This is a genomic window from Arsukibacterium tuosuense (assembly GCF_900215315.1).
In the GTDB taxonomy this organism is placed as follows: domain Bacteria; phylum Pseudomonadota; class Gammaproteobacteria; order Enterobacterales; family Alteromonadaceae; genus Alishewanella; species Alishewanella tuosuense.
The window spans coordinates 226,315-249,135 of the sequence record NZ_OBEB01000007.1; the positions used below are offsets into that span (position 1 = coordinate 226,315).

The following is a 22,821-nucleotide window of genomic DNA, read 5'->3' on the forward strand; positions in this document are numbered from 1 at the left end:
TATGTGAAAACCAGACAGGGTTAAAACAATTCTGATTCGTCAGGCTCGGCTTTTTTATCGTTATCAAAATGAATTTGCTGGACGCTATTCTGACTGTACTGAGTAGGTTCTGTGCCTATTTTAAAGTACTCAAAGCTGCTGGTATGGTCAGTACTGCGGCTTAGCAGGCCACTGGCTAAATCAATCCTGACTGAGGCTAGCCCGGTAGGAGCTTGCATAGGTTGTTGTTCATAGTCTGGCAGGACTTTTGTCATATAATCAAGCCACGCAGGCAAAGCGGTGCGCGCACCTGACTCGGTTCCGGCGCTCTGATCCTGGCCCATATTGGCATGCCACTGTGCTCTGCCGAGGCTACGATTGGCATCGTCAAAGCCAACCCAGGTGGTGACCGCAGTTGCTGTAGTAAAGCCTGAAAACCAGGTATCCTTTGAATCGTTCGTGGTTCCGGTTTTTGCAGAAATATCGCGTCTTTTCAAGCGCTGCACTCGCCAGGCCGTACCATTCCAGCCGGTGCCCTTGGCCCAGTCACCCCCACCCCAGACACTGCTGGTCAGGGCATCGGCTATTAAAAAAGCATTCTGACTACTGATAACCTGCTCGGCCAGGATGGGGGTTGCTGGCTCAGGCTCAGACTCAACGCCCGGGTCATCAGCTGGTGCTGATTCAGTCTGTTGCATGGTATTGAAGAGTTCATATAGCTGTTGTTCACTATCGCCAGCTTGCTCTGGCTCAGCTGCTGCTAACTCATCATCTGAAGCAGCCGTTGTCTGGCATTCTGTACAAGCGATCTCTGGTAAGTGTTGATAAATTACCTCGTCCTGCTCATTTAACACCCGATCGACTATAAATGGGGTTACCAGGAAACCACCATTGGCAAACACGGCATAGCCTGTCACCAGTTCTAACGGCGTTAATGAAGCTGAACCCAGAGACAACGTCTCATTGCGGGGCAGATCATTTGCTGCGAAACCGAAACGCTGTAAATGACGAATGCTTTCATCTATGCCAACACCGCGCAACAATCTGACTGATACCACGTTTTTCGATTTAGCCAGTGCTTCCCGGATCCGAATTGGCCCATCATAGACCGGCGGTGAATTTCGGGGACGCCAGGCAATACCGGCGTTGTCATCCCACTGATGAATAGGCGCGTCGTTCATGATCGACGCCAGAGTATAATCCTGCTCTAAGGCCGCCGAATATATAAAAGGCTTGATATTAGAACCGACCTGTCGTTTTGCCTGCGTTACCCGGTTAAACTGGCTTTGGCTAAAGCTGTACCCGCCAACCAGAGCCTGAATAGCGCCGTTTTCAGGATTTATTGCGACCAGTGCGCTACTGGCTGCCGGCACCTGACTAAGCCGCCACTGTTCGTCTTGCTGGCGCACCAGAATGTGCATGCCCGGGGCCAGAGTTGCAGCAGCGCTTTTAGGTGCGACAGCCTGACGCTCATCAGTAATAAATGCTCTTGCCCATTTCAAACCATCCCACTCCAGAGTCACGATCTGATCACTGGCCAGCAGCACATCAGCGCTGTTGTTATAAACCGTCAACACAACTGCCGGGAATAAATCTTCAATGCCCTGCTGCTTAGTTAAGTAGTTAATTATCTCAGCGTGTTCAGGGCGGCCCTCTTCAGTAAATACAGGCTGTTGCTCCTGCTCCGGATAAGTATCTTCTGGCGTTCCGGTTTGCTCCGCTAACTCGGATTTCCACAATTTTGCTACGGCGCCGCGATAACCATGGCGTTCATCGTAGTTGTATAAATTCTGCTGCAATGCTTGTTTGGCGGCATGCTGATGCTGACTATGGATGGTGGTGTAAACCCGGTAGCCTTCTGAATAAGCGGTCTCTTCACCATAACGCTCTACCATTTGCTGACGAACCATTTCAGCAATATAAGGAGCTGAGGCAGTTATCTGAGCGCCATGAAGTTTGCTGGTAATGGGCGCAGCTAAAGCAGTACGGTAATCCTGTTCACTAATCACATTGATAGCGCGCATTCTGGTTAAAACGATATCACGACGATTTTTGGCATTCGCCGGGGAGCGGATGGGATTTAGTGTAGAGGGAGCTTTGGGTAGACCAGCAATAATGGCTATCTCGTCCAGGGTTAACTCATCTACTGTTTTACCGAAATAAACCTGAGCAGCAGCACCTACCCCGAAGGAACGGTGGCCCAGTTCAATTTTATTAAGGTACAACTCAAGAATTTCGTCTTTGCTCAGAAGTTGCTCAATCCGAAATGCCAGAAACACTTCTTTAATTTTCCGCATAATCTTTTTTTCCCGGCTCAGGAAAAAATTTCGGGCAAGTTGCTGAGTGATAGTACTGGCACCCTGACTAAAGTCCCCTGAAGATGCAACCACAGTGACAGCCCGCATAATGCCAATAATATCTATACCGGGGTGTTCATAAAACCTTGTATCTTCAATGGCTAAGAATGCCTGAATCAGTAAAGGTGGCATTTCATCAAGTTTTAAAGGTATTCGCCGTTTCTCACCAAATTGAGAAATCAGTTGACCGTCAGCGGTATAAACCTGCATTGGGGTTTGCAGCTTTACTTCCTTCAACGTAGCGACGTCAGGCAGATCATTTCTGACATAAAAGTACATTGCTACGATCGTCAGGATCCCGGCAAAAAAACCAACCAGACAGACTATTAAAAGTTTTTTAACCCAAGACACTGAATAACCCCAATTTTTACTCCCAATTCCTTTACAACGCTGCTAGTATATATTTATTGGCTGTCGATGAAACGCTTTTTCTTGCTAAAAAATAGCGTCTGAGCTAAGAATACGACAATAATAATCATAACTAAAAATTGGCCACAGGAAGCTATGATAAAAAGCCTGTTCAGTAAACAAACACCCATGATGGTCGGTATCGATATTGGTGCCCACTCCGTCAAGGCTGTGCTGCTAAGCCAGCATGGTAACCAGTATAAGGTTGAAGCCTTTGCTGTCGAGCCGATGATTAAAGGCGCGATGTCCGATCGTGAGATCCAGGATATCGAAGCTGTCGGTAACGTGATCGGCAAGATCCGTAAGAAGATCCCAAGGTCGGTCAAGTTTGCCGCCGCTGCGGTTTCCGGATCAACTGTGATCAGCAAAGTCATCTTCATGGATGTGTCATTAACCGATGCTGAATTGGAAAGTCAGATCGAAGTTGAGGCTGATACATTAATTCCTTACCCATTGAATGAGGTCAGTCTCGACTTCGAGAAATTAGATGTCAACGAATCAGACCCATCAAAAGTAAATGTGTTACTGAGTGCAGCGCGCACTGAGAGTGTTGAGGCGCGGGTTGCTGCTTTAGATAATGGTGGTTTCAACGCTAAACTGGTTGATGTCGAAAGTTATGCCCTTAGCAGGGCAGCTGAGTTATGTTTAAAGCAGCTACCGGATGATGCAGCAGGTAAAGTCGTTGCGCTGGTTGATATTGGCGCCACCATGACCTTACTGAGTATTGTTGAAAAAGGCAAAACCCTGTACACCCGTGACCAGGCCTTTGGTGGCGAGCAATACACCCGCAGTATTTTGTCGTACTACAACAAAAGCTATGATGAAGCAGAACTGGCGAAAGTTACCGGTGATTTACCGCCCAACTATACCTTTGAAGTGCTGGCACCTTTTCAAACTATGTTACTGCAACAAATTCGTCGGGGCATTCAGATGTACCTGACAAGCAGTGGCCGCGACGCGGTTGACTATCTGATCGTGTCTGGTGGTACTGCATTAATCGAGGGAATTGATAAATTATTGATTGATGAATTGGGTATTCATACTGTTGTCGCTAACCCCTTTAAAACAATTGATGTTGCTACCTCAGTTGACCGCGAACAACTAAATAAAAGCGCCCCGCAGCTGATGGTTGCCAGTGGCCTTGCCTTACGGAGTTTTTCAGCATGGCATATATAAATTTACTGCCCTGGCGGGAAGCTGCGCGCAAAGAAAAACAAAAACAATACGTTACTGTATTGGCAATGACAGCGGTTTTCAGTTTCTTGGTTTTTTTCCTGATCAACATGGTGTACAGCAGCATGATTGACGGTCAGTATCAGCGGAATCGCTATCTGGAGAATGAGATTAAAATACTGGATCAGAGAATTGCAGAGATCCGAACCCTGAATGAAACTAAACGCAGCCTGCAGCAACGGATGAGTCTGATTGAACAGTTACAGGGCAGTCGTAATCTTGGTACGGAAATTATGTCTGAAATTGCCCGGGTGGTTCCATCAGGTATATACCTGACTCAATTAGAGAAAAAAGGCTCAAATTTATTGCTAATTGGCCGAAGTGAGTCCAATAACCGATTGTCGACAATGTTACGGGATGCAGAACAGTCTGAATTACTGGATAGTCCGTTACTGGAGTTTATTGAAGCCGGTAAAGATGAAGCAAGGTTACTGAGTAACTTTAAAATGCATCTTACGGTAAAAGGCTACGAAGCAGTGCAGGATAGTGAGCCGGTTACACCCAGTGCGAGAGGTGGTGCACAATGAGCATGAATTTCAATTTATCTGAAATTGATATTAATGATCTTGATATCGAAAATATGGGCTCCTGGCCCGTTGCGGCAAAAGTCATTTTCGCCATTATTTTGGCGGCACTGGTGGCAACCCTTAGCTATTTTTTATTAATTGACAGTAAAATTGACGAGCTAAACAGTGCTAAACAAAAAGAAACTGAGTTACGTCAGGTTTATCGTACCCGCTATGCTTCAGCCGTAAACCTGGATCTGTACAAACAGCAGATGGTGGAGATGGAAAATACATTTTCATTTTTACTTAAGCAACTTCCAACTACACATGAAACGCCTGGCTTGCTGGATGATATTACCTATGTTGGTACTACTAGCGGGTTAACCTTTCTGCGGATTAACTGGGAACCGGAGATTGAGAAAGAATTTTATACTGAATTACCAATTAAAATAGACGTAGTTGGTGATTATCATCAGTTCGGTAATTTTGTTAGTGAAGTAGCTAAGTTACCGCGGATTGTCAGCCTGCACGACTTCTCGATCCAAACTGCAGAGAATGAACGGTTGCGGTTTAATGTTACTGCAAAAACCTACCGCTATAAGGAGACTGCACAATGAGAAAACTCATCTTAGCTGTCTCCGTAGCAACGTTGTTGTCAGGTTGCTTTGATGACTTAAGCGACGTTCAGGCGCATATGGATTCGGTTAAAGCCAGTACTCAGCCCAGAGTTGAACCGTTACCTGAGGTTAAGGAGTTCGAGCATATTGCATATGTATCACAAAATAGCCGGAGTCCGTTTTCAGAGCCACGGCCTGAAGCAGTGCAGGATCGATTCTTGCAAGTGCAGGATTGTTTGCATCCGGACCCAAGGCGACGGAAAGAGCCGTTGGAGAAATATGCACTGGATAACCTGAAAATGCGCGGTACTCTGGGTGATACCGGTAATATCTGGGCTTTGATTGAAGCCTCAGATCAAACCTTGCACCGGATAACGCTGAATAATTATGTTGGTTTATTTCACGGGCGGGTCATTACGGTAGAGCCAACCCATGTTGAATTGTTAGAGTTGATCCCAGATGGGGCAGGTTGCTGGAAAGAGCGGACTACCATGATTCAAATGGTCGAAAATACAGCAATGACGAGTAATTGATAGGTGTGCGAGTATATCATGGATAAAATAATCAAAAGAATTTCACGAGGAATCACCGGCACCCGGCTATGTCTGGCAGCACTGATGTTGTTAGCATTGCCAGCGGCAGCAGTACCTTTGCTGTATGATGTCAGGTATAACCCCTTGCTCACCGGCGAAACAGAGATCGAGTTTATATTCGATGAAGATCTCTATACCGATCCAAGCATTCAGGTATTTAACGAGCCTGCGCGGATTGAGTTATATTTCGATAACTCCGATTATGAAGAAAAACTTGAAGAAGTATTAATCGATAAAGCCGGCGTTAAAAGAGTTAAATCTGAATTCCTCGGTGAAGGCTTTAAATCGACAATTTACCTTGATTATCTGAAGATTTACCGTACGCGGGTACGTGGTAATGTATTTTATATGCACATTTCTGACAATCCTACCGCAGAGCAGGTTGGTCAGGCTGCCGATGTAATACCGACATATATTAACCGGCTGCAGGCTATCGACTTCCGTCGTGGCGAAAAGGGCGAAGGGCGGGTATTAGTATTCCTGCGCGAAAATACAGCCGCTGTCGATGTGAGCGAGCGTGCTGGCAAATTAATCGTTGAATTTCACAATACCGATATACTGGACGAGTTGTTGTATCAGTTAGATGTAATGGATTTCGGTACTATTGTCACCGGAATTGAAACATTTAAAGATGGTGCATCAGCCCGCTTGGAAATTGCTACCAGCGATGCATTTACTTATACCTATCAACAAATTGATAATATTTTCACCCTTAATGTCGAGCGCGACACCTCTAACCGCAGCATATTAGGTGGTGGTCGTGAATATAAAGGGCGCGCAATATCTCTGAATTTCCAGGATATTCCTATTCGGACAGTATTGCAGATAATCGCTGACTATAACGGTTTTAATCTGGTAACCAGTGACTCGGTAACTGGCAACATTACCTTGCGTTTGGATGGCACGCCATGGGATCAGGCACTGGATATCGTGTTACGGGTAAAAGGCCTGGACAAGCGGATGGATGGCAATATCCTGATGGTAGCACCTACTGAAGAGCTATCTGCCAGAGAAGCACGTGAACTGGAAGCCAAGCAGCAGGTCGAGCAACTTGAGCCACTTTATTCAGATTATTTAACCATTAACTATGCCAAAGCAGCAGATTTGGCCGGTTTGCTGGCGAATAAAGATGCAACCTTATTATCCAGCCGGGGTAGTGTGGTAGTTGATGAACGTACCAACACTATTTTAATTAAAGATACCGCAAAGAACATTGAAAGCGTCCGTAAGCTTATTGAGAGGCTGGATGTACCTGTTCGTCAGGTGCTTATTGAATCAAGAATGGTTACCGTTCGGGATAGCGTTACCGATGAGCTGGGCATCCGCTGGGGTTTCAGTGACCAGCAAAGCACCAGTGGTGGTAACCGCGGCGTTTCTGGAAATGCCAACGGTTCAAATGCCATTTCGACAGGTCAGTTCCCGGCATTAGATGATCGTTGGAATGTTAACCTGCCAATTCAGAATCCGGCTGGCAGTATTGCCTTTCATGTGGCGCGTTTAGCGGACGGTACTTTGCTTGACCTTGAGTTATCAGCGTTAGAGCAGGAAAATAAGGGTGAAATTATCGCCAGTCCGCGGATTACTACCTCGAACCAGAAAGAGGCCCGCATCGAGCAAGGTGTGGAAATCCCATACGTTCAGGCAGCGTCAAGCGGTGCCACCACGGTTGAATTTAAGAAAGCAGTATTAAGTCTGACGGTCACGCCACAGATTACCCCGGATAATAAAATTATCCTGGACCTGGTCATCACCCAGAATACACGGGGTGAAACAGTACAAACGCCTACAGGGCCAGCAACCGCTATCGATACCCAGCAAATTCAAACCCAGGTATTGGTTGATAATGGTGAGACTATCGTGTTGGGTGGTATTTATCAGCAGCAAATTTTGTCTACTGTGTCTAAGGTTCCGATGTTCGGTGATATACCTTATGTTGGTGCATTATTCCGGTCGAAACGTGATGTTAATGAGAAAAATGAGTTACTTATTTTCGTCACTCCGAAAATCCTGACTGAAGGCCAGTAATCAATGTCTGATGCGGGAGCTGCGTAGCGGCTCCCGCATTAAGTCAGATTTAACTTGCCAACGAAAGGCCATTCCTGACATAATTCAGCGCTTCAAATTTTCGCGGGAGCCTTTTGGTCCTTGAATTCAACTTTTCATTGAGTAAGCTGATTTAGCACTTCGACATATGGCAGAAAAACGTAATATCTTCCTTGTTGGCCCGATGGGCGCAGGCAAAAGTACCATCGGACGTCATTTAGCAGACATGCTTCACCTTGACTTTTACGATTCAGATCAGGAAATTGAGCGCCGCACCGGTGCAGATATTGCCTGGGTATTTGATCTGGAAGGAGAAGACGGTTTCAGAGTGCGCGAAGAAACGGTAATTTCAGACTTAACCGAATTGCAGGGCATTGTTTTAGCTACAGGTGGTGGTTCGGTTATCAGCAAAGAAACCCGTAACCGTTTATCGGCCCGTGGAATTGTGGTCTACCTGGAGACTCCGATAGAAAAGCAAGTGGCCCGCACCCAACGTGATAAACGCCGCCCTCTGCTGCAAACAGAAGAAGCACCGCGTGAGGTTCTGGAACGTTTGGCGGCTGAACGCAACCCACTTTATGAAGAAATCGCCGACTTCACTGTGCGCACTGACGAACAAAGTGCCCGCGCTGTCGCAAACCAGATAATTGATCAGTTGGGTTTTTAACGAGCAATTGGGTGTTTAACGAAAGGGGAGCTGCAAATGCAAAAAGTTGAAGTCCAACTTGGTCAGCGCAGCTACCCGATAGATATAGATACCGGCTTTAGCGCATTGCCTGCAACGCTAGCCAATGCCAGACAGGTTGTTATAGTTTCAAACCCAACTGTAGCGCCTTTATATTTAGCTAAAGTCAGTGGCTTATTCAGCAATCCTCCCCAGCATATTCTTATTGAAGACGGTGAAGCTTTTAAAACGCTGGCGTCTTTTGAAACAATCTTATCTTTTTTGCTTGAAAAAGGCATGTCCCGCGATGTGTTACTGGTTGCGCTTGGTGGTGGTGTTATTGGCGATCTTACTGGTTTTGTTGCTGCTTGTTTCCAGCGTGGCGTCCGCTTTTTGCAAGTTCCCACCAGTTTATTGTCTCAGGTAGATTCTTCTGTTGGCGGCAAGACAGCAGTAAATCACCCTCTTGGTAAGAATATGATTGGTGCTTTTAAACAGCCTGAGCAGGTTATTATCAGCACTTCTACTCTGACCACGTTACCGCCACGAGAATTTGCTGCCGGTATGGCAGAAGTGGTCAAATATGCTTTGCTAGGTGATGCCGGGTTCTTAACCTGGCTAATGCAACATAGTGAGCAGATTTGCCTGCAGCAATCTGACATTCTGGCGCAAATGATCCGGCACTGTTGTCAGATGAAGGCTGATATTGTCAGTCGGGATGAAACAGAGCAGGGCGAGCGTGCACTATTGAATCTTGGCCATACTTTTGGTCATGCCATTGAGGCATTTATGGGCTATGGTAACTGGTTGCACGGCGAAGCTGTGGCGGTTGGTATGGTAATGGCTGCAAAATTGTCAGCCCATCGTGGCTGGTTAAGCGAGCGGGACGTGGCAAAGGTAAGTAGCGCATTGCACTGTTTCCAATTACCGGTAACGGTGCCTGACAAGATGAAGATTGCCGACTTTTTGCCTTACATGAAGACAGATAAAAAAGTAAAAAACGGTCAGATGCGTTTTGTGTTGCTGCCAGCATTGGGGCAGGCGAGCCTGGTTGCGGATGTTACTGAAGCAGAATTGCAGCAGGTTTTTGGCTGATGGATACCACGGTATTACAGCAGAAACTCGCTGAGCTGCGCCATCTGCTGCCTTCGCAGCACGAGTTACTCAACAGGTTGTTATTTCAGCTGGCCTTTAACGACTTTCAGAATATTGGTCTGGTAGGCGGCGAAGGTAGTGGCAAATCGACCCTGGCTTTAGCGTTGGCAGAGCTTTTCTCTGAGCATGCAAATGTGGCACTACTTAGCGAGCCGGTTACAGAGGCTGAGATGGAGGGCCAGTTAAAACAACATTGGTTTGGGCAGCGCCAGCCTGAACCTGCACTGGCAGCACTGATGGCTGAACCGCCAGCTGACAGTCTGCCGCTATTGTTAATCGTTGATAATTTTAATCTGCTTAGTAGTAGTGCCCGGCAAAGGCTGTTGCAACTTAATTGCCTGGGTTTTTTCATGTTGGCCGAGCCCTCCGCCGATATGGCACTGAATTTAAGTATTAATATTCCTACCTTGCAGGACGCCGGTCAGGTGCTGAAAGACAAAGCATTGGATCCACTGGCGGTCGCTGAGCGGTTTGCTGCCAGTGCGGGCAATATGCATTTGCTGCACAGTGCGCTGGTTAAGTCAGAAGACCGCAAAACGCATGCTGCATCCTGGTTATTGCCTGCAGCTATAATGTTGTTGGTGCTGGTTGCCGCAATCAGCTGGTGGTTGCCCACCAGCACAGAACAGACAAGGTCAGACACCACTGCAAAAACTAATGCCGTGCAACATGACGATCAGTCAGAAAGCAGCTCTGAGCCTGCAGATAGCCCTGAGCCTTTAGACAGCTCTGAGCGTGTTAACACCCCTGAGCAGACAAATAGCCCGGAGTCTGAAGACGTATCAGCGCTGTTTGACAGTCCTGAAGTGATAACAGGCCTTGAGCTTACTCTCAGCGCCGCGCAAGATGGCAGCTCCGCGCAAGATAGCAGCGCTGAGCCAGTAACCAATCCTGAGTCAGTAGACAGCTCTGAGCTGCCTGAGTCCATGCAACAACAGGCCCGTTCTGCAGTGCCAGACTTAACAGAAACGGCAGAGAGCCAGCAGGGCTCAACTGAAGCAATTGCAGAGTCATCCCGGAATGCAGAGCAGCAGGTCGTGTCAAAACCTGCCGACACCTCATCTTCAACCAGTATTACAGCAGCAGCGATTCCAGCAGCGGGTTCGCTGTATCAGGAGCCGCAGTTACTTGCGTTGCCAGCGGAATCAAGAGTGCTGCAGCTGGCTGTCCTGTCATCAGAAACTGCCTTGCAGCGCTTTGCCCGCTCTTATCCGGATACTGACATTATGGTGTATCAGCGCAGTTGGCAGGGCCAGTTGCAATGGATCATCCTTAACCAGGACCATTATCCTGACATAAGTAGTGCAAGACAGGCCATGGCGTCGCTACCCGAGTCATTGCGTGCAGCCGGGCCCTTTATTAAACCGGTTGGTCAGGTGCAACAAGAAATTAAAGCGCTGGCACGGAACCGTGCTGCGACAGAAGTACAGGAATAGTCTGGTGAATGTAAAGCGTAACCGGGCTTTTCTGAAGTGGGCCGGTGGAAAATACAGCCTGGTGCCGGAACTGACGAAACATTTGCCTGCCGGACCTGAGTTAGTTGAGCCCTTTGTCGGTGCAGGTTCGGTGTTTCTGAATACTGATTATCCGCGTTATGTCCTGAACGACATTAACGCAGATTTAATTCAGTTATATCAGATAGTACAACATAAAGCCGATACCTTTGTTGCCGATGCCAACAGTCTGTTCTGTGCCAGTGCTAATGTGCGCAGTAGTTATCTTGCCTTTCGGCAACAGTTTAACAGCAGTACAGACCCTTATCAGCGAGCGTTGTTGTTCCTGTACCTCAACAGACATGGTTATAACGGGCTGTGTCGATACAACCTTTCGGGCAAGTTTAACGTGCCCTTTGGCAGTTATAAAAAGCCATACTTTCCCGAAGCAGAACTGTATTATTTTGCTGAGAAAGCCCAAAAAGCCCGTTTTAGCTGCAGCAGCTACCAGCAGGTTTTCGCCGAGCTGACACCGGGTGCTATTGTTTACTGCGATCCACCTTATGTGCCGCTTAGCAAAACGGCCAGTTTTACCAGCTATGCCCGTCAAGGGTTCAACCTGGATGACCAGGCACAGCTGGCAAATTTAGCTGAGCAGGCGCAACAAAAAGGCCACAGTGTGTTGATTAGTAACCATGATACAACCTGGACGCGCAAAATCTATCAGCAGGCAGCTTTACGGAGTGTCCAGGTTGGACGTTCTATTAGTCAGAATGGTGCAGGCAGGGGCAAGGTAGCGGAACTGTTTGCCTTGTATCCGGCAATCAACCCAGCACCAGTGTTACCGTCAGCAAAAGGGTTGCGACAAACAACAATGCAGCAATAACACCTACTACGATGTACGGGATAATGCTCTTGGTCTGGAAATCAAGCTGTCGTTGTTTTTCTGATTGTACGCCGACGAATGCACCCAGAACGGCTTTTATTACTTGCCAGGTGCTGGCCTTAGTTTCAGTCATTAATTAGTTTTATTACTGGCAGGGGTTAAGCGGTTTAACAACTCGAGGAAGTCAACAAAATGAAACTGGGTGGAGCGGCTGTCACCTTTAATCCAGCTTAACCAGTTTTGCTGCACATTCTGACATAATTCGTTAGCAGTCGTCGCGTTGTCATCCTGACAAAGCGGGGTAGTTTTAACGTAACCAGCGGCGACACCAGTCAACACTATGACTGTGCCAATCGCTAATACTTTACTATTAAAGGTAATTTTCATGTTAAATCCAGTTAACGCTTTAATCACTAGTTGCAGAGTGTAATTGATCTGCATTTTGGATACAAGTTGCTTATTTAGTATACGCTGTAGTAATTAGCCGGATCAGTTGCTCAGGGTATCCGAGCAACTTTTTTTTACAGACTATCAGTTACCCTCAGAAACTTTTTGATACACTGAATATGACCCGGCTGTCACACAGATTACAGTCATCAATATCAGTATCAACGTAGGCCAGACTTAGACCTGCCCCCAGCACTTCGGTACTCAAGCCAATGCTCCAGTCCAGATAGCTCGCTGCACTGTCATCGTATTCGTTCTGGCCAACGTGTAAATCCAGTGCCAGATTGTCAGTAATGGCATAGCTGTAACCACCATATAAGTAGAAGTATGTGCCGGCATTAGCGTAGTAATCATCACTGTAAGCAAGACCGAACGTGAAATCCTGGTAGGAGAGCGAGCCATAGAGTTCATAGAAATTAGAACCGGCAAATTCCGTATTTGGATAGCCATAACGCATCACGCCGACATCCACTGACCATTCTTCGTTTATTGCACCGCTCCAGCCCAGCATCACGTCAAACTCAAGGGTGCCTTCACCGCCGAAATCGACACTTGAGCCCCATACTGAAACATAAAAGCCTGATTCGTCGCTCAGGGTCAGGCCACCCTGGATAGCAGGAGCTTCATCGGTTTGCGAAATACCACGAAACGCATAATCGGAAGTGAACGTAATATCACCGCTGAGCTCAACTGCTTGACTGTGGGTACTGGTAGTGGCCAGACCGATAAGTAAACCGGCGGTGATTAAACTGGAGAGTGTCGTTGTCATTTTCATTGGTATTGCCCTTATGTTTATTCCCTGGCTAATCCATTCCAATAAGCATGCCAGATAAAATAAACTATAAAAATCAATAGTATGATAGTTATTGGAAGGCGCTTAGTTTACTTTTTGCGCTTAACTGGTGCGCTGCTGCCTGCTTTTTGTGCAAGTTGCGGCACGTGCTTTTTAGTCGTTAATTCAGTAAAGTCAGCTTTTTAAGATGTGTGGAGCACCTGTATGTTGCCTTATTTAATCGCCCCTTCAATTTTATCTGCAGACTTTGCCAGGCTTGGCAGCGAAGTTGAGAGCGTGCTGGCAGCCGGGGCCGATGTGGTTCATTTTGACGTGATGGATAACCACTACGTGCCAAACCTGACGATTGGGCCCATGGTATGTAAGGCATTGCGAAATTACGGCATAACTGCGCCGATAGATGTTCATCTGATGGTCGAACCGGTCGACAGTCTGGTCCCGCAGTTTGCGGAAGCAGGTGCCAGTATTATTACCTTTCACCCGGAAGCGTCACGCCACATTGACCGTACTTTGCAACTGATTAAAAGTCATGGTTGCCAGGCGGGTGTAGTACTTAACCCGGCCACACCGCTAAGCTATCTGGATTACGTGTTGGAAAAGCTGGATGTTATTCTGCTGATGTCAGTTAACCCGGGCTTTGGCGGCCAGAAGTTTATTCCAGCTACCTTAGATAAGCTGGCTCAGGTCCGGAAAATAATTGACGCCAGTGGCCTGCCAATCAGACTGGAGGTCGATGGTGGCGTTACGGCAGATAATATCGGTGAGATTGCCGCAGCGGGAGCAGATATGTTTGTTGCCGGCTCCGCTATTTTTAACAGCGATGATTATCAACAGACGATCAACAGCATGCGCCAGACCCTGGCGGCAGTGCATGGTAAATAAATTACTGCGGGCAAAGGGCGCTTGCGGCTATAATGCAGCTCTTTTGCAGATGTTTTAACCGAGGACAGTGAACCCATCATGAGTAGCAAACCTATTGTATTAAGTGGCGCCCAACCTTCAGGACAACTCACCATTGGTAACTATCTGGGTGCACTGCGACAGTGGGATCAGATGCAGGATGACTATGACTGTCTGTACTGTATCGTCGACTTGCACGCCATTACGGTAAGACAAGACCCGGTAGCACTGCGCAGTGCATCGCTAGACAGCCTGGCGCTATATTTAGCCTGCGGTATTGACCCGGCTCGCTCAGCCGTATTTATGCAGTCACATGTTCCGGAGCATAGCCAGCTGGCCTGGGTACTGAATTGTTATACCCAGTTTGGTGAATTAAGCCGGATGACCCAGTTTAAAGACAAGTCCGAGCGCCATAATAATAATGTAAACGCCGGCTTATTTACCTACCCGGTATTAATGGCGGCTGACATTCTGCTTTATCAGGCCAATCAAATTCCGGTCGGCCATGACCAAAAACAGCATTTGGAATTAGCCCGCGATGTTGCTATGCGGTTTAATGCGGCACATGGTGAGGTGTTTACCTTGCCAGAGCCCTATATCCCGCCAGTTGCCGCCCGGGTAATGAGTTTGCAGGACCCGACGAAAAAAATGTCAAAATCTGACGAGAATCCGTGGAATTTTGTTGGCTTGCTGGAAGACCCGAAAATGATCAGCAAAAAGTTTAAAAAAGCCATGACAGATTCCGAGGACCCACCGCGGGTGCGTTTTGATATCGACGCCAAGCCTGGTGTGGCGAACTTGCTAAGTATCCTGAGTGGCGTTACCGGGAAAACGGTGCAGGCGCTGGAGGCTGAATACGAAGGTAAAATGTATGGTCATCTAAAAGGTGATGTCGCTGATGCTGTTATTGCCTTGCTGGAACCGGTGCAAAAATCCTTTATCGAGTTACGGGCTGATTTGCCGGTACTGCAAAGCGTAATGCGAGCCGGAGCTGAAAAAGCCCGGGCCCGGGCGGCAGTTACTCTGGCTAAAGTAAACGATGCCGTAGGTTTTGTGTTGCCATAGTTCCAAAAGACATTATATTGACATTTACTGTTGTAGTTAATGCTAAATTTATAGGTGAAACGCTATGTTAAAGTGTTATAGCATAGTCATAATGTCAGTTTGTTTGACCTTCAATGTATTAGCTTCTGGCGATAGTCAACGTTGGCAAATTAAAGCCGTCACTGCAATAAGCTTTCCGGGCCTGGAAGTGCTGGCAGATGGCAAGTTTAAGCCTGGCTCGGCTTATAATTACCGCGCTATCATTGATTGTATGGAGCATCAGCTTAATGCTGACTTTGTTTGGCAGCAATTCCCTACAGCCCGTTTAGTACATGTGACAGTAAAGCATCAGTTCGATGTCATTTTTCCGATGGGCTATACTCCTGAGCGCAGCAAATTATTGCAGCCAAGCGATTATCTGGTGCAGGAGCAGGATTACTGGGCTTATTTGAGGCCCCAACCCGATTGGCAAAACAAGCAACTTAATATTGCCGTTAAACAGGCATCACCTCAGGCCGAATGGTTGGCGCAACAGGGCTATCAGAATATTCATCAGGTAAATGATTACAAGCAGTTGTTACCACTGTTACGCGCCGGTAGGGTAGAAGCGATTAGCGTACCTGGAGCAGTGGCTGCGGAATATCAAAAAGCAGCTATCGAAGGGCTGGCACTGTCAGGTTATTATCAGCGTGAAGCAGGCTTTTATCTGAATCCCGGTTTTGCTGCTGAGTACTTGCCACAATTTAACCAGGCTGTCAGGCAGTGCCGCCATCTTGCTGTTTTAGATCTTCCTGAATAACTAATGATAGAGCTGCCAGCAAACCATTATTGTCAGATGGTGGCTACAGCTTGCTGACATAGCCTGCTGTCTGGTTTAATAGCAGCTTCAATTTAACGGAGTATCAGCTACATGCTGCTGATGATCGACAATTACGATTCTTTCACCTGGAATCTGGTGCAGTATTTTGCCGAACTTGGCCAGCAGGTTGTGGTAAAGCGCAACGATGAAATTAATGTGGCGCAAATGGCTGCACTGGCACCTGATTATCTGGTGATATCACCAGGCCCGGGTACGCCGGAACAGGCCGGTGTCAGCCTGGCGGCAATTGAACACTTTGCCGGAAAAGTCCCATTATTAGGGGTTTGCCTCGGACATCAGGCGATTGCCCAGGTTTTTGGAGGTAAAGTATGTCGTGCGGGTAAAGTAATGCACGGTAAAAATTCTGATATTTATCATCAGGGCGAGTCTGTGTTTACCGACCTGCCCAGCCCGCTGGCAGTAACCCGTTACCATTCGCTACTGGTTGCGAGCGATAACCTTCCTGCAGAGCTAATGATAACGGCCTGGACAGAAGAGTCTGGCCAGTCGTCAGAAATAATGGGCTTAATGCACCGCCAGTTGGCGGTGCATGGCGTGCAGTTTCACCCTGAAGCCATTTTAAGTAGCGCGGGCAAAGCTATGTTGGCTAATTTTTTAAGTCTGGCGGCGGTCGTAGCACCGCATAGCGTAGTGAATTGTTAATGAACACATCAACTGAGTCATTAAATCAACGTTTCTGGGATGAGTTTATCGGTGTAAACCCGGATGCTGCCCGTTTGCAGTATCAGGTCAAGGCCGGCGTCACAACGACCCGTAAATTGTTAGCCGTCGATGCACAGGCCATGCAGCAGCGTCTGGCAGGCCAGCAGGCTCGCCAGCAGTTTGTCGAGTTTGCTCAGGCCCATATGCATGACCAGGTTGCTGACGAGCTGTTTCAGCGTTTGGGTAATATATCCCTGGTCAGCGCATCTATCTTCGATTTGGGGGACCATTATCATCAGGTGCTGGATAAACTTGCGCATAAAGCCGTTACTATTAATCAACTGGATCCGTTAATCAGTCAGGTTGACTGGTTGAAGGAAGACTTGTTGAAACTGGTTAATCAACCGCAATATCGTAATCGGACAGCCTCAGGTGCGCTTATTAAAGATGTCAAAACGGCGCTGCGTTTTCTCGGGGTGGAAAGTCTGCAACTGATTGTGCCGGTATATGGCATGCGCCGCTGTTTGCCGCATGCGACCGACCCTTTTGTCGGCTTTAAAACCCGCTTATGGGATTACACGCTGGCATGTGCCATAGCCGCGCGCCGGCTGGCAGAAGATAGTGCAGAACTTCCTTATGCGGCGTTTTGTATCGGCTTGTTCCATCCACTTGGCCACATAGTGGTGACCCGCAATTATCTGCGTACCTATCAGCAAATTAAACAAGAAGAGCTGCTTAAAGCGCGGGACGAGCGCAATAACGAATTAACAGATGCGTTGGACAGCCTTGAACCGGACGCCAGTTTTTTAAGTAACAGTTTACTGGAATTTGCTGAAATCTTAAGTGCCGACATCTGCTCACGCTGGTCACTGCAGCATTTACCACTGTGCCAGACGCTGGACCAGCTGGCAGAAGGTATCGGCTTTAATGGTATCAGCCCATTGGGCCGGATAGTGCAGCAAGCTCAGGTGTATGTGCAATGGCAGCAGTTAAAGGCCGCAGGTAAAGCCAGTGCTCAGGACGCAGAAAGCTGGTTTACCGCCGTCAAATTAACAGAGGACCAGCTGAATACCCTGGCCAAAACCAATTTAAAACGGCTTAGCATCGATTTATAACAATTTTTTTAGCCATATTCATGCAAAGCCGGATTTTTGCCCGCGAACAGGCATATCGCCAGCGGCACCTTTAACGGGGGTGGCAGTCTGTTGTGGATGACCTGGCACTGGCTGCTTAGTTATTCAGTTCGGCTGCAAATCTATCTGCAGCCCTTGATTTTTCTGGGTTTAGCTATTTTTCCTGACGAGACAACCGCCCCGAAACCTGTAATAATGCTGCGATAATAACCGGCAGTGGCAGTGAGATCCTGACCAACAGACCGACCCCGCTTAAGAAAGAGGAAAGGAACATGACAACAAACTTTGCAGTAAACCGAGCCTTATTTGATGAAGTGATGGTGCCAAATTATGCCCCGGCCAGCGTTATTCCGGTGCGTGGCCAGGGCTCGCGGGTCTGGGATCAAAATGAACGCGAGTATATTGATTTTGCCGGTGGTATTGCTGTAAGCAGTCTCGGTCATTGTCACCCTGCTTTAGTCGGTGCCCTGAAGCAACAGGCTGACAAACTGTGGCATTTAAGTAATGTCCTGACCAACGAGCCGGCGCTGCGCCTGGCCAAAAAGCTGGTTGATGCCACCTTTGCTGACAAAGTCTATTTTGCCAACTCTGGTGCTGAAGCTAATGAAGCCGCCTTTAAACTGGCCCGGCGCTGGGCACTGGATAAGTTCGGTGAGCAGAAACAGCAAATTATCTCTTTCGGTAAGAGTTTTCATGGCCGCACTTTTTTTACTGTGACGGTAGGTGGTCAGGCGTCATATTCCGATGGGTTCGGCCCAAAACCTGGCTCAGTAGCCCATGCAGAGTTCAATAACCTGGACAGTGTCAAGGCGCTTATTTCTGATAATACCTGCGCTATCGTAGTCGAACCTATTCAGGGCGAGGGCGGCATTATTCCGGCAACACCGGAATTTCTGCAGGGCCTGCGCGACTTATGTGATCAGCATAACGCGCTGCTGGTATTTGATGAGGTACAAACCGGAGTAGGCCGTACCGGCAAACTTTATGCTTATATGAACTATGGCGTCACCCCGGATATCTTAACCACGGCAAAATCATTGGGTGGTGGCTTTCCAATTGGCGCGATGCTAACCAGCAACGCTATTGCCAGTCACTTAAAAGTCGGTACCCACGGCAGTACTTACGGCGGTAATCCGCTGGCCTGTGCGGTTGCAGAAGCGGTTATTGATACTATTAACAAGCCGGAACTGCTGGCAGAGGTGCTACGCAACGAACAACAATTCCGCGAGTGCCTGCAGGACGTTAATAATCAGTATCAGGTATTTACAGAGGTACGGGGTCAGGGCATGTTACTGGGCGCCGTACTAAATGAAAAATACCGGGGCCGGGCGCGGGATTTTTTCCTGGCTGCAGCTGATCATGGCTTAATGGCGTTGGTTGCCGGCCCGGATGTTATTCGTTTTGCACCGTCACTGGTCATTACCGAACAGGATATCCGCGAAGGCATGCAACGCTTCGCCGCGGCAGTAAAACAGGTGGTAGAGGCGTAAGCTTAAGTCTGGAACACCAAAACGAATAAAGCGGCATAAAGACCGCCGATGAAGCAGCTCGGGGCAAAACCATTTGCCCCGTCAGGTTATAAAGCAAAAATGGAGTAAGCGACGATGATGGTGATTCGCCCAATCCGAGCGGATGATTACCCGGCGCTCTATCAGATGGCAGTGGAGTCGGGGCATGGTTTTACCTCGCTCCCGGTGAACGATGAGCTGCTGATGCGCAAGATCAGCCGTTCTGAGCAGTCGTTACAGAAGGCTGTCAGCAGCCCGGGTGACGAAGGTTATTTATTTGTGCTGGAAGACACCAGCAACGGTGACGTTTGTGGTACCAGCGCGTTGGAAGCCGCAGTAGGCCTGGATGATGCCTTTTATCACTATCATTTGGGTAAAGTAGTCCATAGTTCACGCTCACTTGGTGTTTACAAGACAGTGGATATTCTGACCCTGTGTAATGATTACACCGGGGTCAGTGAGCTGTGTACGTTATTTTTACGTGAGAACCGTCGTGAAAAAAACAACGGCCGCTTGTTATCAAAAGCCCGTTTTCTGTTTATGGCTGAATTTGCCGAGCGCTTCGCTGACAGGGTTATCGCCGAAATGCGTGGTGTATCAGACCAGAACGGTCATTCGCCGTTCTGGCGCTGGCTGCAGGAACACTTTTTCTCTGTCGACTTCCCGACTGCTGACTATCTGACCGGTATAGGCCAGAAAGTCTTCATTGCTGAGCTGATGCCAAAATACCCGATTTACGTCAGCTTGCTCAGCAAAGAAGCGCAGCAGGTTATTGGTAAAGTGCACGAAAAAACCCGGCCAGCAATAGCGTTACTGCAGTCGGAAGGTTTTTCTAACCGCGGCTATGTCGATATTTTTGACGCCGGGCCAACCGTTGAGGCAAGGGTGGAGCATATCCGCTCAATTCGGTATAGTCGCAAACTACAGGTGCAGATTGGTACGCCGGGACCAGATAGTCAGCCCTATCTAATCTGTAACACAACTATCGAAAATTTCCGTGCCACCTGGCTACCGCTGACTGTGACAGAGCAGAGCGACCAGGTTGTACTGCCGCAGGCCTGCGCCGATGCTTTGGGAGTAAAAGCCGGTGATCAGGTCCGATTAACCAGAATTTAAGCAGGGGTAAGACATGAGCCACGCAGCGCAATTTATTAATGGCCAATGGCTGGCAGGAGAGGGCAAGCCATTTACATCGCTGGACCCGGCCAAAAACCAGCAGGTCTGGCAGGGTGAGGCCGCCAGTGCTGAACAGGTAGAGGCAGCCATTAATGCTGCCCGCGCCGCCCAATATGGCTGGGGCGATTTAAGTTTCGAGGGCAGAGTAGAAGTCGTAAAGCGGTTTGCTGAGCAACTGGCCGCCAATAAAGAAGAATTAGCGCTTTGTATTGCCCGGGATACCGGTAAAGCGCTGTGGGAGAGCCGCACTGAAGTAGCGGCTATGATAGGCAAAGTTGATATCTCGGTGCGGGCTTACGAAGAGCGTACCGGTACGAAAGAGAACCCGATGCCGCAGGGCCGGGCTTTTGTCAGGCATAAACCCCATGGTGTAGTAGCGGTATTTGGTCCGTACAATTTCCCCGGGCATCTACCTAACGGTCATATAGTCCCTGCTTTATTGGCGGGTAATACCGTGGTGTTCAAGCCCTCTGAGTTAACGCCAATGGTAGCCGAGCACACGGTTAAACTATGGGAAAAAGCGGGCTTGCCGGCAGGCGTGCTCAATCTGTTGCAAGGTGAGGTAGATACCGGCAAAGCGATAGCCAGCCATGATGGTATCGATGGTTTATTTTTCACCGGCAGTTCGCGCACCGGCCACTATTTGCACCAGCAATTTGCCGGTCGGCCAGAGAAAATCCTGGCACTGGAAATGGGTGGCAACAACCCACTGATCGTGCAGGATGTCAGCAACGTTGACGCCGTGGTGCATGATATCGTGCAGTCGGCCTTTATTTCAGCCGGTCAGCGTTGTACCTGCGCCCGCAAGCTGTTTTTGCCGGCTAATGCTCAGGGCGATGCTATTCTGGCCCGCTTAATTGAAGTGACCCGTAGTATTAAAACCGGCTTGTATGATGCTGATCCGCAGCCCTTTATCGGCGCGATGATTTCAGTAGCCGCAGCAAAGGGTATGCGGGCTGCCCAGCAGCAATTAGTTGAGTTAGGCGGTGAAATTTTGGTTGAACTGCAACATTTGCAAAGCGATACTGCGCTGGTGTCGCCGGGTATTATCGAATGCAGCAACGTCAAGAACTTCCCGGATGAAGAGCATTTCGGTCCGCTATTAAAAGTATTCCGCTTTAACGATTTTGATGCGGCTATTGATGCGGCTAACAACACCAGCTTTGGCTTGTCGGCAGGTTTACTCAGCGACAGTCAGGAGCTTTATCAGCATTTTTACCGGCGGATCAGAGCGGGTATTGTTAACTGGAACCGGCCGATAACCGGCGCCAGCTCCGCAGCGCCATTTGGTGGTATTGGTGGTAGTGGTAATCACCGGGCCAGCGCTTATTACGCCGCCGATTACTGCGCCTATCCGGTTGCATCGGTAGAGCTAGATCAAGTGTCAATGCCTGAGCAACTGTCTCCGGGGCTAACTTTTTAACTGGTAAAATCGGGGCTGCGGCCCCGATTTGTTTTCTTGCCGACATTTTGCTTAAATTGCGCTATTGTAATGTTTTTTAACGCCAAGCAATGCAGGTACCCTTCCACATGGTGACTGATCAACCCGGCTATGAACATCTTATTCAGTTTTTAACTGAACATCTTTCCCTGTTTACTGAGGACGGCACGGCACTGCCCGAAGGTAAGAGCGTCGGGGAGATTCTGGAAGAACGCGTTGCCGAACAAATTATCACCCTCTGTACTCAGCATACTGAGCTGGAAATGAACCATCGCAGCATGATAATTCGTGAAGTTGATGGCATTATGTATGATTTTCAGGAAGTGCTGAGCAGTGTGCTGGAAAAAAAAGCAACTGCCGAGCAGGCAGAGCTGATTAATGAAATTGCATTGTTAATCAAAAACCTGTTTGACAGCGCCATTGCCAGGCTAATGGATTAGCATTGCTCGCACTGGATTAATGCTGGCTACCCGCCCTATATTTCCGTAGAATATCCAGCCTAAAATTTCATGCCGGGACCGGATATGCAAGCAAAAGTCAGTTGGGTTGATAACCTGAGTTTTATTGGTCGCTCCGCCAGCGGTCATGCCGTGGTGTTTGATGCGAACAGTGCAGACAGCGCAGCGCCAAGCCCGATGGAGATGGTGCTGATGTCGGCTGGAGCTTGTTCATCAGTAGATGTGGTCAGTATTTTACAAAAAGCTCGCCAGCAGGTGCAGGGTTGTGAAGTCGAACTGACAGCTGAGCGGGCTGACAGCGTGCCCAGGGTGTTTACCAAAATTCACCTGCATTTTGTGGTGTCGGGCCATGATCTCAGCGAAAAACAAGTGGCACGGGCAGTCGATTTATCAGCGGATAAATATTGCTCGGTGTCTATTATGCTGGCCAGCAGCGTTGCTGTAAGCCATTCCTATAGTGTTAACAATGCAAACCAGGCTAATACGTCTGAGTAATTGCCCAGCTAAACAATACAGCGCTTGCTG

At 48.3% G+C, this 22,821-nt stretch carries 23 protein-coding genes; 19 read left to right on the forward strand and 4 right to left on the reverse strand.

All coding sequences use genetic code 11. From position 1 onward, the window contains the following. Positions 1 to 20: 20 nt before the first annotated feature. Positions 21 to 2,687 carry a penicillin-binding protein 1A gene (locus CRO03_RS15180; RefSeq protein ID WP_097112484.1) on the reverse strand — a complete coding sequence of 889 codons (2,667 nt, stop codon included), beginning with the start codon at positions 2,685 to 2,687 and terminating at the stop codon, positions 21 to 23. Positions 2,688 to 2,840: 153 nt separating this feature from the next. On the opposite strand from CRO03_RS15180, the gene CRO03_RS15185 reads away from it, so the two are divergent. From CRO03_RS15185 to CRO03_RS15225, 9 genes are all read left to right on the forward strand, one after another. Next, positions 2,841 to 3,920, forward strand: a complete 1,080-nt coding sequence (locus CRO03_RS15185) for a pilus assembly protein PilM (protein WP_097112485.1) — start codon at positions 2,841 to 2,843, stop codon at positions 3,918 to 3,920. Next, positions 3,908 to 4,504: a PilN domain-containing protein gene (locus CRO03_RS15190; protein ID WP_097112486.1), complete on the forward strand. Its 597-nt coding sequence runs from the start codon at positions 3,908 to 3,910 to the stop codon at positions 4,502 to 4,504. Before CRO03_RS15185 ends, CRO03_RS15190 begins: the two co-directional genes overlap by 13 nt. Continuing rightward, on the forward strand, positions 4,501 to 5,100 hold the full coding sequence (locus tag CRO03_RS15195; protein WP_097112487.1) for a type IV pilus inner membrane component PilO: 600 nt from the start codon (positions 4,501 to 4,503) through the stop codon (positions 5,098 to 5,100). Before CRO03_RS15190 ends, CRO03_RS15195 begins: the two co-directional genes overlap by 4 nt. Further along, positions 5,097 to 5,633 carry a pilus assembly protein PilP gene (locus CRO03_RS15200; RefSeq protein ID WP_097112488.1) on the forward strand — a complete coding sequence of 179 codons (537 nt, stop codon included), beginning with the start codon at positions 5,097 to 5,099 and terminating at the stop codon, positions 5,631 to 5,633. The genes CRO03_RS15195 and CRO03_RS15200 overlap by 4 nt, the downstream gene beginning before the upstream one ends. A gap of 18 nt (positions 5,634 to 5,651) precedes the next feature. Then, the gene (locus CRO03_RS15205; RefSeq protein ID WP_097112489.1) at positions 5,652 to 7,718 is read left to right on the forward strand and encodes a type IV pilus secretin PilQ; all 2,067 of its coding nucleotides are present in this window, start codon (positions 5,652 to 5,654) and stop codon (positions 7,716 to 7,718) included. A 166-nt stretch (positions 7,719 to 7,884) separates the two neighbouring features. Then, positions 7,885 to 8,403, forward strand: a complete 519-nt coding sequence (gene aroK / locus CRO03_RS15210; protein WP_097112490.1) for a shikimate kinase AroK — start codon at positions 7,885 to 7,887, stop codon at positions 8,401 to 8,403. Positions 8,404 to 8,439: 36 nt separating this feature from the next. Next, positions 8,440 to 9,495, forward strand: coding sequence for a 3-dehydroquinate synthase (gene aroB, locus CRO03_RS15215; RefSeq protein WP_097112491.1), 1,056 nt, complete (start codon positions 8,440 to 8,442; stop codon positions 9,493 to 9,495). Then, the gene (locus tag CRO03_RS15220) at positions 9,495 to 10,991 is read left to right on the forward strand and encodes a hypothetical protein (RefSeq protein WP_097112492.1); all 1,497 of its coding nucleotides are present in this window, start codon (positions 9,495 to 9,497) and stop codon (positions 10,989 to 10,991) included. The genes aroB and CRO03_RS15220 overlap by 1 nt, the downstream gene beginning before the upstream one ends. A 4-nt stretch (positions 10,992 to 10,995) precedes the next feature. Then, entirely contained in the window at positions 10,996 to 11,874 is an 879-nt protein-coding gene (locus CRO03_RS15225) for a Dam family site-specific DNA-(adenine-N6)-methyltransferase (protein ID WP_097112493.1), read from the forward strand. Here CRO03_RS15225 and CRO03_RS18690 read toward each other — a convergent pair. From CRO03_RS18690 to CRO03_RS15240, 3 genes are all read right to left on the reverse strand, one after another. Then, positions 11,813 to 12,007 carry a DUF2970 domain-containing protein gene (locus CRO03_RS18690; RefSeq protein WP_097112494.1) on the reverse strand — a complete coding sequence of 65 codons (195 nt, stop codon included), beginning with the start codon at positions 12,005 to 12,007 and terminating at the stop codon, positions 11,813 to 11,815. The two genes, CRO03_RS15225 and CRO03_RS18690, sit on opposite strands and share 62 nt — an antisense overlap. After that, complete coding sequence (locus tag CRO03_RS15235; RefSeq protein ID WP_212682431.1) at positions 12,007 to 12,261, reverse strand: hypothetical protein; 255 nt, start codon at positions 12,259 to 12,261, stop codon at positions 12,007 to 12,009. Before CRO03_RS15235 ends, CRO03_RS18690 begins: the two co-directional genes overlap by 1 nt. A gap of 154 nt (positions 12,262 to 12,415) precedes the next feature. Beyond that, entirely contained in the window at positions 12,416 to 13,096 is a 681-nt protein-coding gene (locus CRO03_RS15240) for a TorF family putative porin (protein ID WP_097112495.1), read from the reverse strand. 222 nt (positions 13,097 to 13,318) lie between these two features. Here CRO03_RS15240 and rpe point away from each other — a divergent pair, with 222 nt between their 5' ends. The 10 genes from rpe to CRO03_RS15295 all read left to right on the forward strand — a co-directional run bounded on the left by rpe (position 13,319) and on the right by CRO03_RS15295 (position 22,791). Then, positions 13,319 to 13,996, forward strand: coding sequence for a ribulose-phosphate 3-epimerase (rpe, locus tag CRO03_RS15245; protein WP_097112496.1), 678 nt, complete (start codon positions 13,319 to 13,321; stop codon positions 13,994 to 13,996). Positions 13,997 to 14,074: 78 nt separating this feature from the next. Continuing rightward, positions 14,075 to 15,079, forward strand: a complete 1,005-nt coding sequence (trpS, locus tag CRO03_RS15250; RefSeq protein ID WP_097112497.1) for a tryptophan--tRNA ligase — start codon at positions 14,075 to 14,077, stop codon at positions 15,077 to 15,079. Positions 15,080 to 15,170: 91 nt separating this feature from the next. Next, positions 15,171 to 15,857, forward strand: coding sequence for a substrate-binding periplasmic protein (locus CRO03_RS15255; protein WP_170949033.1), 687 nt, complete (start codon positions 15,171 to 15,173; stop codon positions 15,855 to 15,857). Between the two features lie 111 nt (positions 15,858 to 15,968). Further along, the gene (locus tag CRO03_RS15260; protein ID WP_097112499.1) at positions 15,969 to 16,580 is read left to right on the forward strand and encodes an anthranilate synthase component II; all 612 of its coding nucleotides are present in this window, start codon (positions 15,969 to 15,971) and stop codon (positions 16,578 to 16,580) included. Beyond that, a complete protein-coding gene (locus CRO03_RS15265) occupies positions 16,580 to 17,695 on the forward strand; it encodes an HDOD domain-containing protein (protein WP_097112500.1) in 1,116 nt (371 codons plus the stop codon). Before CRO03_RS15260 ends, CRO03_RS15265 begins: the two co-directional genes overlap by 1 nt. Before the next feature lie 290 nt (positions 17,696 to 17,985). Then, entirely contained in the window at positions 17,986 to 19,203 is a 1,218-nt protein-coding gene (locus CRO03_RS15275) for an aspartate aminotransferase family protein (RefSeq protein ID WP_097112502.1), read from the forward strand. 114 nt (positions 19,204 to 19,317) lie between these two features. Further along, positions 19,318 to 20,337, forward strand: coding sequence for an arginine N-succinyltransferase (gene astA, locus CRO03_RS15280; protein ID WP_097112503.1), 1,020 nt, complete (start codon positions 19,318 to 19,320; stop codon positions 20,335 to 20,337). 13 nt (positions 20,338 to 20,350) lie between these two features. Beyond that, on the forward strand, positions 20,351 to 21,820 hold the full coding sequence (astD, locus tag CRO03_RS15285) for a succinylglutamate-semialdehyde dehydrogenase (protein WP_097112504.1): 1,470 nt from the start codon (positions 20,351 to 20,353) through the stop codon (positions 21,818 to 21,820). A 107-nt stretch (positions 21,821 to 21,927) separates the two neighbouring features. Next, positions 21,928 to 22,278: a DUF3802 family protein gene (locus CRO03_RS15290; RefSeq protein ID WP_097112505.1), complete on the forward strand. Its 351-nt coding sequence runs from the start codon at positions 21,928 to 21,930 to the stop codon at positions 22,276 to 22,278. 84 nt (positions 22,279 to 22,362) lie between these two features. Beyond that, positions 22,363 to 22,791 (forward strand): OsmC family protein, encoded by a 429-nt coding sequence (locus CRO03_RS15295; protein WP_097112536.1) that lies wholly within the window; start codon positions 22,363 to 22,365, stop codon positions 22,789 to 22,791. Positions 22,792 to 22,821 lie beyond the last annotated feature (30 nt).

Excerpts from the sequence above, each read along its gene's own strand:
- CRO03_RS15190 (WP_097112486.1), top strand. The coding sequence starts at position 3,908 with ATGGCATATATAAATTTACTGCCCTGGCGGGAAGCTGCGCGCAAAGAA.
- CRO03_RS15265 (WP_097112500.1), top strand. The coding sequence starts at position 16,580 with ATGAACACATCAACTGAGTCATTAAATCAACGTTTCTGGGATGAGTTT.
- CRO03_RS18690 (WP_097112494.1), bottom strand. The coding sequence starts at position 12,007 with ATGACTGAAACTAAGGCCAGCACCTGGCAAGTAATAAAAGCCGTTCTG.
- CRO03_RS15235 (WP_212682431.1), bottom strand. The coding sequence starts at position 12,261 with ATGAAAATTACCTTTAATAGTAAAGTATTAGCGATTGGCACAGTCATA.
- astA (WP_097112503.1), top strand. The coding sequence starts at position 19,318 with ATGATGGTGATTCGCCCAATCCGAGCGGATGATTACCCGGCGCTCTAT.
- CRO03_RS15260 (WP_097112499.1), top strand. The coding sequence starts at position 15,969 with ATGCTGCTGATGATCGACAATTACGATTCTTTCACCTGGAATCTGGTG.
- CRO03_RS15195 (WP_097112487.1), top strand. The coding sequence starts at position 4,501 with ATGAGCATGAATTTCAATTTATCTGAAATTGATATTAATGATCTTGAT.
- trpS (WP_097112497.1), top strand. The coding sequence starts at position 14,075 with ATGAGTAGCAAACCTATTGTATTAAGTGGCGCCCAACCTTCAGGACAA.
- CRO03_RS15290 (WP_097112505.1), top strand. The coding sequence starts at position 21,928 with ATGGTGACTGATCAACCCGGCTATGAACATCTTATTCAGTTTTTAACT.
- CRO03_RS15240 (WP_097112495.1), bottom strand. The coding sequence starts at position 13,096 with ATGAAAATGACAACGACACTCTCCAGTTTAATCACCGCCGGTTTACTT.
- CRO03_RS15275 (WP_097112502.1), top strand. The coding sequence starts at position 17,986 with ATGACAACAAACTTTGCAGTAAACCGAGCCTTATTTGATGAAGTGATG.
- aroK (WP_097112490.1), top strand. The coding sequence starts at position 7,885 with ATGGCAGAAAAACGTAATATCTTCCTTGTTGGCCCGATGGGCGCAGGC.
- CRO03_RS15220 (WP_097112492.1), top strand. The coding sequence starts at position 9,495 with ATGGATACCACGGTATTACAGCAGAAACTCGCTGAGCTGCGCCATCTG.
- CRO03_RS15295 (WP_097112536.1), top strand. The coding sequence starts at position 22,363 with ATGCAAGCAAAAGTCAGTTGGGTTGATAACCTGAGTTTTATTGGTCGC.
- CRO03_RS15185 (WP_097112485.1), top strand. The coding sequence starts at position 2,841 with ATGATAAAAAGCCTGTTCAGTAAACAAACACCCATGATGGTCGGTATC.
- CRO03_RS15255 (WP_170949033.1), top strand. The coding sequence starts at position 15,171 with ATGTCAGTTTGTTTGACCTTCAATGTATTAGCTTCTGGCGATAGTCAA.
- astD (WP_097112504.1), top strand. The coding sequence starts at position 20,351 with ATGAGCCACGCAGCGCAATTTATTAATGGCCAATGGCTGGCAGGAGAG.
- rpe (WP_097112496.1), top strand. The coding sequence starts at position 13,319 with ATGTTGCCTTATTTAATCGCCCCTTCAATTTTATCTGCAGACTTTGCC.
- CRO03_RS15205 (WP_097112489.1), top strand. The coding sequence starts at position 5,652 with ATGGATAAAATAATCAAAAGAATTTCACGAGGAATCACCGGCACCCGG.
- aroB (WP_097112491.1), top strand. The coding sequence starts at position 8,440 with ATGCAAAAAGTTGAAGTCCAACTTGGTCAGCGCAGCTACCCGATAGAT.
- CRO03_RS15200 (WP_097112488.1), top strand. The coding sequence starts at position 5,097 with ATGAGAAAACTCATCTTAGCTGTCTCCGTAGCAACGTTGTTGTCAGGT.